Annotated in this window: 11 protein-coding genes and 5 tRNA genes; 8 read left to right on the plus strand and 8 right to left on the minus strand. The window is 65.3% G+C overall.

The window, feature by feature from the left end; all coding sequences use genetic code 11:
- Nucleotides 1-42: 42 nt before the first annotated feature.
- The 4 genes from phaE to FHT09_RS07185 all read left to right on the plus strand — a co-directional run bounded on the left by phaE (nt 43) and on the right by FHT09_RS07185 (nt 3,062).
- Nucleotides 43-1,200, plus strand: a complete 1,158-nt coding sequence (gene phaE / locus FHT09_RS07170) for a class III poly(R)-hydroxyalkanoic acid synthase subunit PhaE (RefSeq protein ID WP_104604897.1) — start codon at nt 43-45, stop codon at nt 1,198-1,200.
- Complete coding sequence (locus FHT09_RS07175; RefSeq protein WP_104604689.1) at nt 1,197-2,273, plus strand: class III poly(R)-hydroxyalkanoic acid synthase subunit PhaC; 1,077 nt, start codon at nt 1,197-1,199, stop codon at nt 2,271-2,273. The genes phaE and FHT09_RS07175 overlap by 4 nt, the downstream gene beginning before the upstream one ends.
- 103 nt (nt 2,274-2,376) lie before the next feature.
- Nucleotides 2,377-2,577: a PspC domain-containing protein gene (locus FHT09_RS07180; protein ID WP_104537237.1), complete on the plus strand. Its 201-nt coding sequence runs from the start codon at nt 2,377-2,379 to the stop codon at nt 2,575-2,577.
- Nucleotides 2,547-3,062, plus strand: a complete 516-nt coding sequence (locus FHT09_RS07185; RefSeq protein ID WP_104537238.1) for a hypothetical protein — start codon at nt 2,547-2,549, stop codon at nt 3,060-3,062. The genes FHT09_RS07180 and FHT09_RS07185 overlap by 31 nt, the downstream gene beginning before the upstream one ends.
- On the opposite strand, the gene FHT09_RS07190 is transcribed toward FHT09_RS07185, so the two are convergent.
- Entirely contained in the window at nt 3,020-4,231 is a 1,212-nt protein-coding gene (locus tag FHT09_RS07190) for an FAD-dependent oxidoreductase (protein ID WP_104604687.1), read from the minus strand. The genes FHT09_RS07185 and FHT09_RS07190 overlap by 43 nt on opposite strands.
- Before the next feature lie 192 nt (nt 4,232-4,423).
- On the opposite strand from FHT09_RS07190, the gene FHT09_RS07195 reads away from it, so the two are divergent.
- A complete protein-coding gene (locus FHT09_RS07195; RefSeq protein WP_016904406.1) occupies nt 4,424-4,651 on the plus strand; it encodes a hypothetical protein in 228 nt (75 codons plus the stop codon).
- A 245-nt stretch (nt 4,652-4,896) separates the two neighbouring features.
- Nucleotides 4,897-7,263, plus strand: coding sequence for a Tex family protein (locus tag FHT09_RS07200; RefSeq protein WP_104604685.1), 2,367 nt, complete (start codon nt 4,897-4,899; stop codon nt 7,261-7,263).
- Nucleotides 7,264-7,651: 388 nt separating this feature from the next.
- Here the strand turns inward: FHT09_RS07200 and FHT09_RS07205 are convergent, their stop codons facing one another.
- Complete coding sequence (locus tag FHT09_RS07205; RefSeq protein WP_104604683.1) at nt 7,652-11,425, minus strand: PAS domain S-box protein; 3,774 nt, start codon at nt 11,423-11,425, stop codon at nt 7,652-7,654.
- 203 nt (nt 11,426-11,628) lie between these two features.
- Nucleotides 11,629-12,009: a response regulator gene (locus tag FHT09_RS07210; RefSeq protein ID WP_104537243.1), complete on the minus strand. Its 381-nt coding sequence runs from the start codon at nt 12,007-12,009 to the stop codon at nt 11,629-11,631.
- Nucleotides 12,010-12,148: 139 nt separating this feature from the next.
- Between FHT09_RS07210 and FHT09_RS07215 the strand changes: the two genes are divergently transcribed.
- Together FHT09_RS07215 and FHT09_RS07220 are read left to right on the plus strand one after the other, a co-directional pair.
- Nucleotides 12,149-12,235 (plus strand) — tRNA-Leu (locus tag FHT09_RS07215).
- 302 nt (nt 12,236-12,537) lie between these two features.
- Complete coding sequence (locus FHT09_RS07220; RefSeq protein WP_043909075.1) at nt 12,538-12,714, plus strand: hypothetical protein; 177 nt, start codon at nt 12,538-12,540, stop codon at nt 12,712-12,714.
- Nucleotides 12,715-12,922: 208 nt separating this feature from the next.
- On the opposite strand, the gene FHT09_RS07225 is transcribed toward FHT09_RS07220, so the two are convergent.
- From FHT09_RS07225 to FHT09_RS07245, 5 genes are all read right to left on the minus strand, one after another.
- Nucleotides 12,923-12,998 (minus strand) — tRNA-Glu (locus FHT09_RS07225).
- A 48-nt stretch (nt 12,999-13,046) separates the two neighbouring features.
- Nucleotides 13,047-13,122 (minus strand) — tRNA-Ala (locus FHT09_RS07230).
- Between the two features lie 505 nt (nt 13,123-13,627).
- Nucleotides 13,628-13,703, minus strand: a tRNA-Glu gene (locus FHT09_RS07235).
- 45 nt (nt 13,704-13,748) lie between these two features.
- Nucleotides 13,749-13,824, minus strand: a tRNA-Ala gene (locus tag FHT09_RS07240).
- Between the two features lie 104 nt (nt 13,825-13,928).
- Nucleotides 13,929-14,390: a cytochrome c gene (locus FHT09_RS07245; protein WP_104604681.1), complete on the minus strand. Its 462-nt coding sequence runs from the start codon at nt 14,388-14,390 to the stop codon at nt 13,929-13,931.

Here is a 14,390-nt window from a genome sequence, read left to right on the forward strand (position 1 = left end):
GCACACGCGGTAGGATGGCTGGTGGACAGTCACGGGAAGGGGATCATGGCAACCAGCGGTTCGGACAACGGCAACTTCGAAGACAAGGCGCGCCAGTACTGGAGCGCCTGGGGAGATGCCTTGCGCCACGGCCAGTCCGGCGCCGCTGCGCAGCCTGGCGCCGTTCCCGGGACGGGGCCGGGCACCGAGCCACCGCAGGATTGGCGCAAGGCGATGGACTGGTGGTCGCAACTGCTGCCCACCCAGGCCGCACCGCAGGCGCAGGAGGCGATCGACCGCTTCCGTCATCAGGCCGGCGACTGGTTCGGCACCATGCAGCAGGTGGCCGCGCAGTTTGCCGGGAGCGACACCTCGGCCAACGAAGTCTCCGAGGCCTGGCGGCGTGCCGTGCAGGGGCAGGGCGAACAGCTGATGCAGTGGACGCTGGGCTCGCTGCGTGGCGGCAGCCCGGGCGGCTTCGACCCGTGGCTGCAGGACGCCGCGCAGGCCCTGGCGAAGTGGCGGGAAGAAAACGCGCCGTGGCTGGACATGCCGGCGTTCGGCGTGAACCGCAATCACCAGGCCCGCCTGCAGACGCTGGCCCGTGCGCAGCAGGACTACCAGGCGCAGTCGCAGGCCTATGGCGAACAACTCAAGTCGGCCATCGAACAGGCGTTCGGGCGGTTTGCCTCCAAGCTGGGCGAGCACGAAAGCAGCGGTAGTCAGTTGACCAGTGCGCGTGCCTTGTTCGACCTGTGGATCGAGGCCGCCGAGGAGTCGTATGCCGATGTCGCCTTGTCCGATCAGTTTCGCGAGGTCTACGGCGGCTTCGCCAACGCGCATATGCGCTTGCGTGCCGCGCTGCAGGAAGAGGTGGAGCAGTTGAGCGAGCGTTTCGGGATGCCGACGCGTTCGGAGATGGACGCCGCGCACCGCCGCATTGCCGAGCTGGAGCGTGCGGTGCGGCGCATGCTGCGCGCCGCCACCAGCCCGTCCGGCAAGCCCGCTGCGGCGGCTGATCCGGTTGCGCCGGCCACGGCCAGACGCGTGCCGGCAGCGAGGGCGGAGACCGCGCCCAAGCCGCCAGCGGCGGCCAGGTCGGCCAGGAAACCGTCAGCGAAAACCGCCCCAGCCAAGAACACGAAGGCGGCCAAAGGCGCCGCCTCCAGGCCATCCGCCGGCACGCCGGCCGCACGCAAGTCACGTGGAGCGCAGGCATGAAAGGCCCGTTGGGATTCAGCGCCGAAGACCTGATGCAGGAAACCCTGTCGATGCAGCGCAAGCTGCGCGAAGGGCTCAAGCTGCTGCCCGGCGTGGAAGACGTGGATTACGGCGTGACCGAGCGCGAGGAAATCTGGCGCGACGGCAAGGTGGTGCTGTACCGCTTTGTCGGCGAGCAGGCGCCGGTGGCCAGGACGCCGCTGCTGATCGTCTACGCGCTGGTCAACCGCCCCTACATGGTCGATCTGCAGGCCGACCGCTCGCTGGTCAAGGGCCTGCTGGGCCACGGCCAGGACGTCTACGTGCTGGATTGGGGCTACCCGGACCGCTCCGAGCGTTACCTCACCCTGGAGGACTATCTGCTGCGTTACATCGATGGCGCGGTGGATCACCTGCGCGCGCAGTCCGGGCTGGAGGCGGTCGATGTGCTCGGCATCTGCCAGGGCGGCACGTTTGCGCTGTGCTATGCGGCGCTGCAGCGGCCGAAGGTACGCAACCTGATCACCATGGTGACGCCGGTGGATTTCCACACCCCCGACAACATGCTCTCCAACTGGGCGCGCATGGTCGATGTGGATCTGTTCGTGGACACCATGGGCAACGTGCCGGCGGATCTGATGAACGCCAGTTACCTGATGCTCAAGCCGTTCCGGCTGAACCTGCAGAAGTACGTGGGCTTGCTCGACATCCTCGACGACAAGCAGGCACTGGAAGATTTCCTGCGCATGGAGAAGTGGATCTTTGATTCGCCCGATCTGGCCGGCGAGGCCTTCCGCGAGTTCGTCACCCAGTTCTATCAGCGCAATGGGCTGGTGAGCGGGCAGGTGCGCATCGGCGGGGAGGCGGTCGATCTGCGGGCGGTGGACATGCCGGTGCTCAACATCTACGCCGAACACGATCATCTGGTACCGCCCGACGCCTCGCGTGCATTGCGCGGTTTGGTCGGCAGCGACGACTACACCGAGCTGAGTTTCCGCGGCGGGCATATCGGCATCTATGTTTCCGGACGTGCGCAGCGCGAGGTGCCGGTGGCGATCCACCGCTGGTTGCAGGAGCGTGGCGGCAACGCGTAATGCGACTTCGCGTTGCGCTGCACCTGGGACAAGCAGCCGCAGCCATCACGACGCGCTGTCGCTGCGCTTTTTAGACTGGGCATCACGTTCGAAGGAGCCTTCCATGGCCACGACCACCGCATTGTCCCGTTCCCTCAACGATCGCATGATCGCCGGCGTTATCGGCGGCATCGCGCGCCGGTTCGGCTGGAGCTCCACGCTGTTACGGATCCTGTTCGTGATCGTGTCGATCGCTTCGGCCGCGTTTCCCGGCATCCTGGTCTATCTGATCCTGTGGCTGCTGATCCCCAACCAGGCCGATTGACGCCCGGCCGGCGCCGGTGGTCTGCCGTGCAGGTGCTGGGCGCGTTGTGGACGCTGCCCAACACCTTGCTCGGTCTTGCGATCGGTGCCACGGGAAGCTGCTTTGGCGCGCGTCCGCGCTGGTCCGGTGAGGAACTCGCCTTGGTGTTCCATGCCTGGCCATGGGGACCGGGCGGGGCGATGACGCTGGGCAACGTGATCCTGCTCAAGGGCGCCTCGCTCGATCTGCAATGCAGCACGTATGCGCATGCCGCCGGGCGTTGTCGGCACCCGCCGGTGCGCCTGGGCGACCACGAGCGTGCGCATGTCTACCAGTACATGCTGCTTGGCCCGCTGTTCTTGCCGGTGTATTTCCTGTGCGGCGGCATCCATGTACGCAACCCGCTGGAACGGGCCGCCGATGCGTATGCGATGCATGGCCACGGCTGGTGGCCGTGGGGACTTCAGCGTAATCGCGAAAAACCGAACAGTTCCGACAACGGGTGAGGCCTGCCTTCCAGTTGCGCGCGCAGCAGCCCCGCGCCGATCGCGCTGTAGGTGATGCCGTTGCCGCCGTAAGCCATCGCGAACGACACCCGCGGCCCATGTTCGGGATGTGGGCCGAAGAACGGTAGTCCATCGGCGGTTTCGGCGAAGGTGCCGCCCCAGGCGAATGCCGGACGCAGGCATATGTCCGGCATCGTCTGGTGGATCTTCTTCAGCAGCGTCTTAAGCTTGCTCGTGACACGTGCATCGCGACGTGCGGGGAGATCGATATTGTCGTCTTCGCCGCCAGCCACCACGCGTCCATCCGGCGTGCTGCGCAGGTAGAGATAGGGGCGCGCGGTTTCCCACATCATGGTGTGCTTGAGCGCGCCCATCTCGCCGTCGTGCAGGGGATCGGTCACGAATGCGTAGCTGCTGCGATTGCGTGCCACGCGCTGCGACAGCCACTGTTGGTTTCCGTAGCCTGCGGCCATGACGACATGCCGGGCGCGCAGCGCGACCCCGTCCCGGGTACGCAACTCGACATGCCGGTCGTGGGGTGTGAGGGTGGCGATCGTGGTGCGATCGTAGATGCGCGCACCGTATTGTTCGCCTTCTGCAAACAAGCGGTAGCACAGCCGATAGGGGTCGACGCTGGCGGCCAGACGGCTGAGGATCGCGCCCTCGGAGCGCACGCCGTAGTTCTGCCACAACGGCGCGCGCCCGATCCATTCGACCGGAAGACCGTGGGTTTCTCGCATATCCAGTTCGCCGCGCAGGTCGTCGAGATCCCGCGACCGGCTGGCGTAGTAGAGACTATCCTGACGGCTGAAGTCGCAGCCGCCCAGCGTATTGCAAAGGCCTTGCAGGTCGAGGATGGCTTGCGCGCACGCGGCGTATGCCAGCGCGGCGGCCGGCATGCCGTATTGATTGGCCAGATCGATCATCGGCGTGTCGATTTCGTACTGCAGCAGGGCAGTGCTGGCCGAGGTGCTGCCCCAGCCGATCTCGCGTTGCTCGACCACCACCACCTCGTGCCCGTGCTTGAGCAGCTCGTGCGCGATCAGGGCGGCGGTGACACCGCCACCGACGATGGCCACCTCGCAATCGGTGTCCTGCTCCAGACGCGGATAGGCGCGCATCAAACCGTTGCGGATCGACCAGAACGGGTAGCCACTTTTGAGATCCATGCGGTTTCGTAGGTGCGGGCGGAGCGCAATTGGACGGGCAGGCGGGGTGAAGCGGTCGTGCAGACCGGCGAGGGGATCCAGCCGTCACCAAACCGCAAACAGCCGGCGTTAACGTGCGTGGAAAGCTCCTCACGGCACGGTCGTTATGCTCGCGCCACTAACGTAGTCACAGTTGTTAACGAGGGTGTGGGCATGTCGATCGTTCTGTACGTCGGTGGCAGCAAAGATGGCGACAAAGGCGTTGTGCCTTATGGGTTCAGCAAGTCGCGTGCGATGACCGACGCCGGCCCGGAGATCTATGTCGAGCGCATGGTGCCGTTGAAGGACGTCGGCAAGATCCGTGTGATGGCGTTGGAATCCCTGCACGAAAGCATCCTGGTCGAGCGCGCGGCGACCCATTACGCAGGTCGCGCCAGCTAAAGAGCGGCCACTCAGAGGGCTGCGCCTGTTGCCAGCTGGCGTGCCAGGCATCCGGTACCGGATGTACCGTTCCTGGACTCTGATTCCTCCGCACCATCCACGCCTGCCTGACGACCTTCCGTTGGGTCTGTACATGTCGAAAGACGCGTCGGCATAGGCTTAGGGCGATCCTGTCAACGGGTTCCCGCAGCGGCCCAGCACTGCGAAAATGCTTTTTTCAGTGAAGCGGCTCCGGCCGCGCCGCCATGCACGACAGCCAGCTTGCCCAGCAAATCGCCCGCACCATCGCCGACGAGATCGGCGCCCAACCCGCCCAGGCGCGTGCCGCCATCGCCCTTCTCGACGAAGGCGCCAGCGTTCCATTCATTGCGCGTTACCGCAAGGAAGTCACCGGCGGGCTGGACGATACTCAGCTCCGCAATCTGGAAACGCGCCTGACCTATCTGCGCGAGCTGGAAGAGCGCCGCGCCGCGATCCTGTCCAGCATCGGCGAGCAGGGCAAACTCAACGACGAATTGCGCGGGGAGATCGTGGCGGCCGACACCAAGTCGCGGCTGGAAGACCTGTACCTGCCTTACAAGCCCAAACGCCGCACGCGTGCGCAGATTGCGCGCGAGGCCGGCCTGGAGCCGCTGGCCGACGGCCTGCTGGCCGACCCGAACCAGGTGCCGGAAGTCGCTGCTGCACCGTACATTGATGCAGACAAGGGCGTGGCCGACATCAAGGCGGCGCTGGAGGGCGCACGCGCCATCCTGATGGAGCGCTGGGGCGAGGATGCCGCCTTGGTGGGCGAGCTGCGCAGCTGGTTGAACGACAATGGGGTGATCCGCGCGCGCGTTGCCGAGGGCAAGGAGGAGGCCGGCGCCAAGTACCGCGATTACTTCGATCATGCCGAGTCGCTGTCCAAGATTCCCTCGCACCGCTTGTTGGCGCTGTTTCGCGCGCGCCGCGAGGAATTCCTGTATCTGGATCTGGAGCCGGGCAACGATGCCGAGGCCGGCCATCAATACGCCGAGGGCCGTGTGGCGCGCAATGCCGGCATCTCCAACCAGAACCGCCCGGCCGATCGCTGGTTGCTGGATGCCTGCCGTCTGACCTGGCGCGCCAAGCTGCACATGCATCTGCTGCTGGATCTGTTCAACCAGGCGCGCGAGAAGGCCGAGGCCGAGGCGATCGCCGTGTTCGGCGACAACCTCAAGGACCTGATGCTGGCCGCGCCGGCCGGCCCACGCGTGGTGCTGGGGCTCGACCCCGGTATCCGCACCGGCTGCAAGATCGCCGTGGTCGATGCCACCGGCAAGCTGGTGGCCACCGAGACGATCTACCCGCATGAGCCCAAGCGGCAATGGGACCAGTCGCTGCAGACGATCAGGAAGCTGTGCCTGCAGCACAACGTGGAGCTGATCGCGATCGGCAATGGCACCGCCAGCCGCGAGACCGACAAGCTCGCCGGGGAGGCGATCGCGCTGTGCGGGGCGAGCAAGTTGCAGAAGATCGTGGTCAGCGAAGCCGGTGCGTCGGTGTATTCGGCGTCCGAGTTCGCCGCCAGGGAGTTCCCCAACCTGGACGTGTCGCTGCGCGGTGCGGTGTCGATCGCAAGGCGCCTGCAGGATCCGCTGGCCGAACTGGTCAAGATCGAGCCCAAGGCGATCGGTGTGGGCCAGTACCAGCACGATGTGGACCAGTATCGGTTGGCCAAGGCGCTGGAGGCGCGCGTGGAAGACTGCGTCAATGCGGTCGGCGTGTACGTCAATACCGCGTCGGCAGCGCTGCTGTCGCGCGTGTCGGGGCTGTCGAGCACGGTGGCGGAGAACATCGTGCGCCATCGCGACGACAACGGTCCGTTCAAGCGCCGCAAGGACCTGCTCAAGGTGCCGCGTCTGGGCGACAAGACCTTCGAGCAATGCGCCGGTTTCCTGCGCATCGCCGATGGCGACGAGCCGCTGGATGTGTCGGCGGTGCATCCGGAAGCCTATCCGGTGGTCGAGCGCATCGTCGGCAGCACCGGCAGGCCGATCAAGGCCTTGCTGGGCGACGGTGGCTTTCTGCGCGGACTCAAGCCGGAGCTGTTCACCGACGAACAGTTCGGTGTACCGACCGTGCGCGACATCCTCAAGGAGCTGGAAAAACCCGGCCGCGATCCGCGCCCCGAGTTCAAGGCGGCACAGTTCGCCGAAGGTATCGAGGACATCAAGCACCTCACGCCCGGCATGGTGCTCGAAGGCGTGGTCAGCAATGTGGCCGCATTCGGTGCGTTCGTCGATATCGGCGTGCATCAGGATGGTCTGGTGCACATCTCCGCGTTGTCGGACACCTTCGTCAAGGATCCGCGCGATGTGGTCAAGGCCGGCGACATCGTCAAGGTCAAGGTGCTGGAAGTGGAAGTGGCGCGCAAACGCATCGCACTGACCTGCCGTCTGTCCGATACGCCACCGCCAGCCGATGGCGCGGCCCAATCGCGCGATCAGCGCGGCAACGGCGGCCCGGGGCAGGGCCGGCGCGATGGTGGCGGTGGGCGTGGCCCGGCGCAGGGCAACGGCAAGCTGCGTACCACTGCGCCGCCGGCCGACAACGCGCTGGCCGCGGCGTTCGCACGCGCCAAGCGCAGCTGAGCCAGCGTGCCAGGCGGCTGCCCTGGCGTGGCTGGGCAGTGTAGATAGACCCGTTCGCAAGGTGGCGGGTCCGCTGCTGCGATTGGACCGCGCTTGGGCAGGCTGATCTACAACTTGGCCGCGGGGTCCGTGCACTCCGACCATCGCGGTGCGCTTATGCAGATACGATCAGTCGTCAAGCGACTGATCTGAGGCATTGCTGCAGGGCCCTTGCCCGCCCACCGTCGCAGGACACGCCGCAAGGACGTCCGTGTAGGCGCTTGCGCGGCATCCATGCCGCATAAGGTCCCGCGACGGTGGGCGGGCAAGGACCAGCCGGGATGGTCGGTGTGTGTGTTGCAAGCAGCACGTGGTTGACCACGCTGTTTTACTGCGTTTCCAGGCGATCTCACGCCTCGCTGCGTACCGTGCGCGTCGGCAAGATCAGGCGCTCGATCAGGTCGACCAGACCAGGTGGCTCCACCGGCTTGCCCATATGCGCATCGAATCCTGCAAGTACCGCGCGGTCGCGGTCTTCTTCGCGCACGTAGGCGGTCAGAGCGATGGCGGGGATGTGCCGGGGCAGGTCGGCGCGACCGGAGCGTACCGTGCGGATCAGGTCGTAGCCGTCGCGCGCCGGCATCGCAATATCGCTGACCAACACATCGAAGGGTGCCTCCGCAAGGCATTGCTCGGCCGCCTCCACCGAGCCGGCCGCATGCACCTGCGCGCCGGCAAGCGTCAGGAACTGCACCACCGCCTCGCGCGAATCCTGGTCGTCGTCGACCAGCAACAGGCGCACGCCATCCAGGCGTCCGAGGCAATCGCGCGGCAGCGGACCGACCTGCAGCGACTCGGCCGACGCCGGGCGCAGATCGCTGACCCCGTGCTGGAACGGCAGCACGATGGTGAAGGTCGAGCCCTTGCCTTCGCCCGCACTGGATGCCCCCAGGCTGCCGCCGTGCAGATCGATCAACTGACGGGAGATCGACAAGCCTAGCCCCAGCCCACCCACGCGCCGCGTGGTGCCGGCATCGGCCTGCCGAAAGCGGTCGAATACATGCGGCAGGAATTCGGCCGCGATCCCGATGCCGGTGTCCTGCACGCACAGCCGCAGCCGGTCGTCCTCGATGTCCAGCCCCACCCGCACCGTTCCTCCGGGTGAGGTGAACTTCAGTGCATTGCTGAGCAGGTTGGACAGCACCTGCTGCAGGCGCCCGGCATCGCCGAAGAACCACAGCTCGCCTTCGCCGGGCGCATCCAGCTCCAGCGCGATGTCGCGCGCCGCTGCCGACGGCTGCATCAATTCCACCGTGCTGCGCATCAGTCCTGCGATATCGAAGTGCTCTGCCTGCAGGCGGACTTTGCCGGACAGGATCGCGCTCATATCGAGCAGGTCGTCGATGATCTGCGTCTGCGCACGCGCACTGCGCTCGATGATGATCAGGCCCTTGCCCAGATTGGCCGGCTCGAACACCTCCGACTGCATCAGCCGCGACCAGCCCAGGATGGCATTGAGCGGCGTGCGCAATTCGTGGCTGAGCGTAGCCAGGAACTCGTCCTTGACCCGGCTGGCATGCTCGGCCTGACTGCGTGCGACGGTCTCGGCCTGCAGCGATTGCTTGAGCTTGGCATCCACGCGCGTGCGCTCGATGACGATGCCGGCCAGATGCGATGCAGAGCGCGCCATCGCCTGTTCGCGCAGCGAGGGCAGGTGGACGCGGTCGTAGTAGATGTTGAGCGTGCCCAGCACCTGCCCGTTGCTGTCCAGGATGGGCGTCACGCAGCAGGCGACGATGCCCAGCGCCGCCGAAATCGCGTGGTGGTCGCTGAAGCTGGGGTCGGCCTGGATGTCCTCGCAGATCACCTGCTGCCCGAGATAGGCCGAGCGCGCGCACGGCGGCCCGTTCGGTCCGATCGGCGAGGCTTCGAAATGCCCGCGGTACTCGACCGGAAAATGTGGCGCCGAGCCGAAGCTCAGCGTCTTGCGTACTTCATCCAGCACCATCACCGCGCAATACAGCGCAATCTCGCCACGCGCTTCCACGCTCGATGCGATGGCGTCAAGCACTGCCGGTAGCGGTGCGCCGGTGGTGATCAGGCTCAGGATGGCGCGGTCGGAGGCGGTGGCATCTTCGATGTGCTTGCGTTCGGAGATATCGGTCAGCGAACCGATGTGGCCGAGAAAACGTCCGTCGCTGGCGAAGTGCGGCGACGCGGTATCGATGCACCAACGGTATTGCCCGTCATGACGACGCACGCGGTACTCGGCCAGGAACTCGCCATGCTGCGCCAACGCCTGTCCGAATGTGTCGCGTACGCGCACGGCATCGTCGGGATGCATCACATCCCACCAGCCCTGGTCCATCGCCTGGTCTTCGGCCTGCCCGGTGAAGTGATACCAGCGCGGATTCCAGTACACGCAGTCGCCCTGCTCATCGGCCATCCAGATCATCGCCGGCACCGTCTCGCACAAGGCACGGAAGCGCACTTCGCTTTCGCGCAGCTGTTGCTCGAATGCACGCCGGTCATGGATATCGGTGTAGGTACCGATCCACTCGCTGATGCTGCCGTCGTCGCCGCGCACGGGCAGGGCGCGCGCCAGATGCCAGCGCCGCTGGCCGTCGCGGCATTGCAGTTCGCACTCCATTTCGTAGGCGCGCTCGCCCTCGATGGCCAACGCCCAGGCCTGCGCGGAGTGCTGCAGGCCATCGGTGGTGTGGGCCCGATGCCACGCAGCGCTCTGGCTGTCGGCAGGATCCAGTCCGGTGTATTCGTACCAGCGCCGATTGAAGTAATGCGGCTGACCCTCCGGGTCGGCGATGAAGATGATCTGCGGCAGTGTGTCGGCCAGTCGGCGCAGCCGTGCCTCGTTGGCGGCCAGTTGTTGCTGCGCCTTGGCGCGTTGCATGGACTCCCAGCAGCGCGCCGCAACCAGGCGGACCACTTCGATCTCGGTGGGCAACCAGCGCCGCGGTGCGCGCTGATGCACGCCGATGGCCGCAACCAGGCGGCCGTGTTTGTGCAGCGGAATCGCCAGCGACGCGCGCAGGCCGGAGCGCCGATACTGCTGCGCCACATAGTCCGGTGCACCGGGCGCCATCGCATCGGTAGTGAACCAGGGGCGGTTTTCCAACAAGGCGTCGCGCAGGCCTTGCGCCACTTCCAGCGGAAAATCGCCTTGCAGGCTTGGCATGTCCTGCACATGGTCACTGATCACGTGCATGGTTTTGCCGTCGGCCGCCGCCAGGCCGAATGCGCAGCGATTGACCTGCAGATGTTCGCCCAGCAATCGCACACTGGTATCGATGATCTGACGCGGATCGGAAACGTTTTGCAACGCGTCTTCAAGCATCAGCAGGAAGCTGTCGCGACTTGCCATGCTGCGTTGCTGGGTGACGGAGAGTCCGTGCACCAGGATTGCATCGAGGCGGCCATCGCGCTCGCGCATCGGCTGATACAGGAAATCCACGAAGGTCTGATCGAGTGCATCGCCGGGCATACGCTGCAGATGGGCGGTCATCGACTCGCCGATGACAGGACGGCCGCTGCGTCTCACCTCATCGAGCAGCTCGAGATAGCCCTTGTCGGCGATTTCCGGCATCGCCTCGAGTAATGCACGGCCCAGCAACGGACGCTGGCCGATCAGCTCGTGGAAGCGTTGACTCGCGCTTTCGACGATGTAGCTGGGTCCACGCAGCACCGCCATGAAGGCCGATGACTCATCGAGTGTGGGGGCAACCGCCGCGGGCACGGCCTCGCGACGGGTCGGCCCAGCAGCAGGGGCGGGGGTGCTGGCGACATACAACATGCCCACATGTTCGCCGGCATGCAGCACCGGGCTGCAGGACCACGCCGACAGCGTCAATGCCACACGCGCCTCGGCAGAGGTGCGGTCGGCTTCAGCGCTGTCTGCAAGCTCTGCCAATGGCTGGCCGAATGCTGCCGGGTGGCGTTCGCCCAGCAGCGCGATGCAGGCATCGTTATAGATGCAGCGCGACGGCTTGCCCCAGACCAGCAGCATCGGAACCTGCGCGTGCAGGCACACTGACAGCGTCGTCCGCAGCGCCTGGCAGTCGCGCAGCAGCGGATCGGCGGCGCACGCGGACGACGCCAGCAACAATCCGGCTGTCTCGCACGTTTCCGGCAACAGGCCGGCAAACGGCGACACGGCGATATCCATTCGGTGACCTACCCCATCATGCCTGGATGCACGATTCTAGTGGCAAGCGGGCAGCGATCGAGAGTGGCGGCAACCGGCACGACCGCGGGAATGGCCTGCGTCAAGCGCGGCAGGCGCGCAGCCAGCAGAGGCGGCTGGCAATGGAGAGCGTCAAACGTCGGCCACGCCCGCATGCTGGTGACGCACCGGCTGTGCTGTCGCCCTCAGCTGGCGGCACCGCTCAGTTGCCGCGCCCTGGACAGAGCGCCGATCAGTTCGTCGGACAGGTAGGGCTTGGTCAGGATCACGCCGCGTTCGAAGCCGCGGGGGATGGTGCCACTGGCAACACCGGTAGCCAGCACGAACGGAATCCCGAGCTCCGCCAGCAGTCGGGCGACCGGCTCGCTGGTCTCGCCGTTGCCGAGCCGGTAGTCGAGCACTGCGATCTCCGGCGCCTCGGCCTGGATCAGCGCCAGCGCTTGTGCAACTTCTCCGACCGGACCCAGCACGACCGCGCCAGCCTGGACGAGCTGCAGGTCGAGCAGCATGGCATTCATCTGGTCGTTCTCGACCACCAGCACCCGAACTCCACGCAACACCGACATTGCTTACTCCTTCATCTAAGTGGGTCAGTATATCGACACCGCTCCACCGCGGCGCTGATGGCTCCGCTTGCACCTGAATTCGTCAGGCGCGGTCTGACACTGTTCGTTTCATACACAAGCCGCTATACTGCGCGGCCACGCCGAAGTGGCGGAATCGGTAGACGCAGCGGATTCAAAATCCGCCGCCCTTAAAAGCGTGTGGGTTCGAGTCCCACCTTCGGCACCAAGATGTAGCAGCACAAGTAGAGCCCTTCTGGCATATCCAGAGGGGCTTTTCTTTTGTGCGCTCGGCCGCTGTGCCGGAGCGGGTGAATGCCTGCCGCTTTTTGCATCGCTACGCCTGAGCCATGCCGTCAGGGCAGCGTCACCTTCTTCGCATGGCGGCGTGTCCCACTGCGGCGCACCGCTCATGCGTGTCCGCTGAAAAATTCCGGCGAGACGAGTTCGGTTTGCCGCCAGATGCTTGCAGGCACGCAACCATCACGCGCGGTGCGTACCTTGGAGAACTCTTTCAAGCAGGTGGCTTCCATGGATTTCGATTCTTCGCAGCAGCTGCGCATTTTGCGCGACATCCACGACACCACGCCGGTCGCCGACGAAGAGGCCAACTGGGCGGTGCGCGCCGGCTATGCGACACAGGCCGAGGACGGCGATATCGATCTCACCCACGAAGGCCGCAAGGCGCTGGATGACGGCCAGACCTGATCCGTCGTTGCGCCAATTCGTTCGATTCGCGAGCGGTGCAAGTGCTTCATCGAGCGCGTACGTTCCCCCGTCGATACGCGTGTGCGTGAGTGTGGATGGAGTGACACGATTTGCGCGTATCGTGCCGCCACCTATTGCATGCGGTGGAGTGGAGTGGCCTGAATTTCAGGCAAAAAAAGCCCCGGCAATGCCGAGGCTTTCAGATGATTGGCGTCCCCACGGGGATTCGAACCCCGGTGTCCACCGTGAAAGGGTGGTGTCCTAGGCCTCTAGACGATGGGGACGCGTATCAAAACCTGGTTGTAGATTCCAGACGGCCTATGTCGGGAATTTGGTGGAGCCAGGCGGGATCGAACCGCCGACCTCCTGCATGCCATGCAGGCGCTCTCCCAGCTGAGCTATGGCCCCACGATGCTGCGAGCCGGCAATCATAGCGACATCGATGACGCTTGGGAAGTGGTCTGTGCAAAAAGTTTTGCGCGACCGATTCGCACGCGGCGGGGATCAACGTGAGACGTGGCTTCGCGAGGAATCGATGAGTGCGCGCCCCGCAGGCTGATCGACCTTGATGTCGTCTGCATGCACGAGTGTCTGACTGCGTAGGGTGTGGCGATGCAGTGGCCGTGGCATCTTTTGCACGTCGGTCATGCGCAACAGTCTGCGCACAACATTCGATCAGCATCGCAACATCCTGCGTTTGCTTGCACCGCCGTCTGCGTAGCCGTGCCGGCAACCGCAGCAGGTGAGGTGCAAAGGTCCAGGTCGCACTACGCTGATGCGGAGCTGTTGCATCATCGATATCGACAGATGACACGCCATACCACGAGCACCGCGTGCAGATAGCCGCGCACGCAATCGATGCCGAAAACACACGCAAAAAAAAGCCCCGGCAGTGCCGGGGCTTTCAGATGATTGGCGTCCCCACGGGGATTCGAACCCCGGTGTCCACCGTGAAAGGGTGGTGTCCTAGGCCTCTAGACGATGGGGACGCGTATCAAAACCTGAGTTGCCATCCTGACGGCCTAAGCCAGGAATGGTGGAGCCAGGCGGGATCGAACCGCCGACCTCCTGCATGCCATGCAGGCGCTCTCCCAGCTGAGCTATGGCCCCACGAAACTGAGAACGAAATGATAGCGGCCTGTTAATGCTCCTGCAAGTGCTTTTTCATTCCGGATGAGACGCAGCGTGCGTGCGGCACGCTGTGCGACAGCCCCTCACTTGACGCCGTGCAGGTCGCGCAGCTGCGTCTGCCGTGCACCGAAATAGGCGGCCAGGTCGGCGATGTCCTGGTCGCTCAGCGCGGTGGCTTGGGCCGTCATCAGCGGGTGCTGACGATCGCCACTGCGATAGGCTTGCAAGGCGTGCGCAAGATAATCGCCGTACTGTCCGCCGAGCTTGGGATAGCTGGGGTCGATGGGTGCATTGCCGTCGGCACCATGGCAATCGATGCAGCTCTGGCCGGTCGCCTTGCCCTTGGCGTGCGCCAGCTTGTCGCCAGCTTCGGCGCGTCCGTTCGGCAGGCCGGCTGACGAGCCGGAGCCATGTTCGCCACTGGCGTGGCCGGCATCGCCGGCGGAATGGTCGGGGGACTCAACCTGGGATTGGGAGCAGGCCGCCAACATCAGGGCAGCGACCAGGGCGATGGCTAGACGCGGAGCGTGCAGGGCGTTCGGCAT

It is taken from the genome of Xanthomonas sp. CFBP 8152 (assembly GCF_014199025.1).
In the GTDB taxonomy this organism is placed as follows: Bacteria; Pseudomonadota; Gammaproteobacteria; order Xanthomonadales; family Xanthomonadaceae; genus Xanthomonas; species Xanthomonas arboricola_B.

What these genes read in the sequence shown, in the direction of transcription:
- FHT09_RS07245 (WP_104604681.1), bottom strand. Translation starts at nt 14,390, where the DNA reads ATGCCGAACGCCCTGCACGCTCCGCGTCTAGCCATCGCCCTGGTCGCT.
- FHT09_RS07180 (WP_104537237.1), top strand. Translation starts at nt 2,377, where the DNA reads ATGGCCACGACCACCGCATTGTCCCGTTCCCTCAACGATCGCATGATC.
- FHT09_RS07210 (WP_104537243.1), bottom strand. Translation starts at nt 12,009, where the DNA reads ATGTCGGTGTTGCGTGGAGTTCGGGTGCTGGTGGTCGAGAACGACCAG.
- FHT09_RS07195 (WP_016904406.1), top strand. Translation starts at nt 4,424, where the DNA reads ATGTCGATCGTTCTGTACGTCGGTGGCAGCAAAGATGGCGACAAAGGC.
- FHT09_RS07205 (WP_104604683.1), bottom strand. Translation starts at nt 11,425, where the DNA reads ATGGATATCGCCGTGTCGCCGTTTGCCGGCCTGTTGCCGGAAACGTGC.
- FHT09_RS07200 (WP_104604685.1), top strand. Translation starts at nt 4,897, where the DNA reads ATGCACGACAGCCAGCTTGCCCAGCAAATCGCCCGCACCATCGCCGAC.
- FHT09_RS07220 (WP_043909075.1), top strand. Translation starts at nt 12,538, where the DNA reads ATGGATTTCGATTCTTCGCAGCAGCTGCGCATTTTGCGCGACATCCAC.
- FHT09_RS07175 (WP_104604689.1), top strand. Translation starts at nt 1,197, where the DNA reads ATGAAAGGCCCGTTGGGATTCAGCGCCGAAGACCTGATGCAGGAAACC.
- FHT09_RS07190 (WP_104604687.1), bottom strand. Translation starts at nt 4,231, where the DNA reads ATGGATCTCAAAAGTGGCTACCCGTTCTGGTCGATCCGCAACGGTTTG.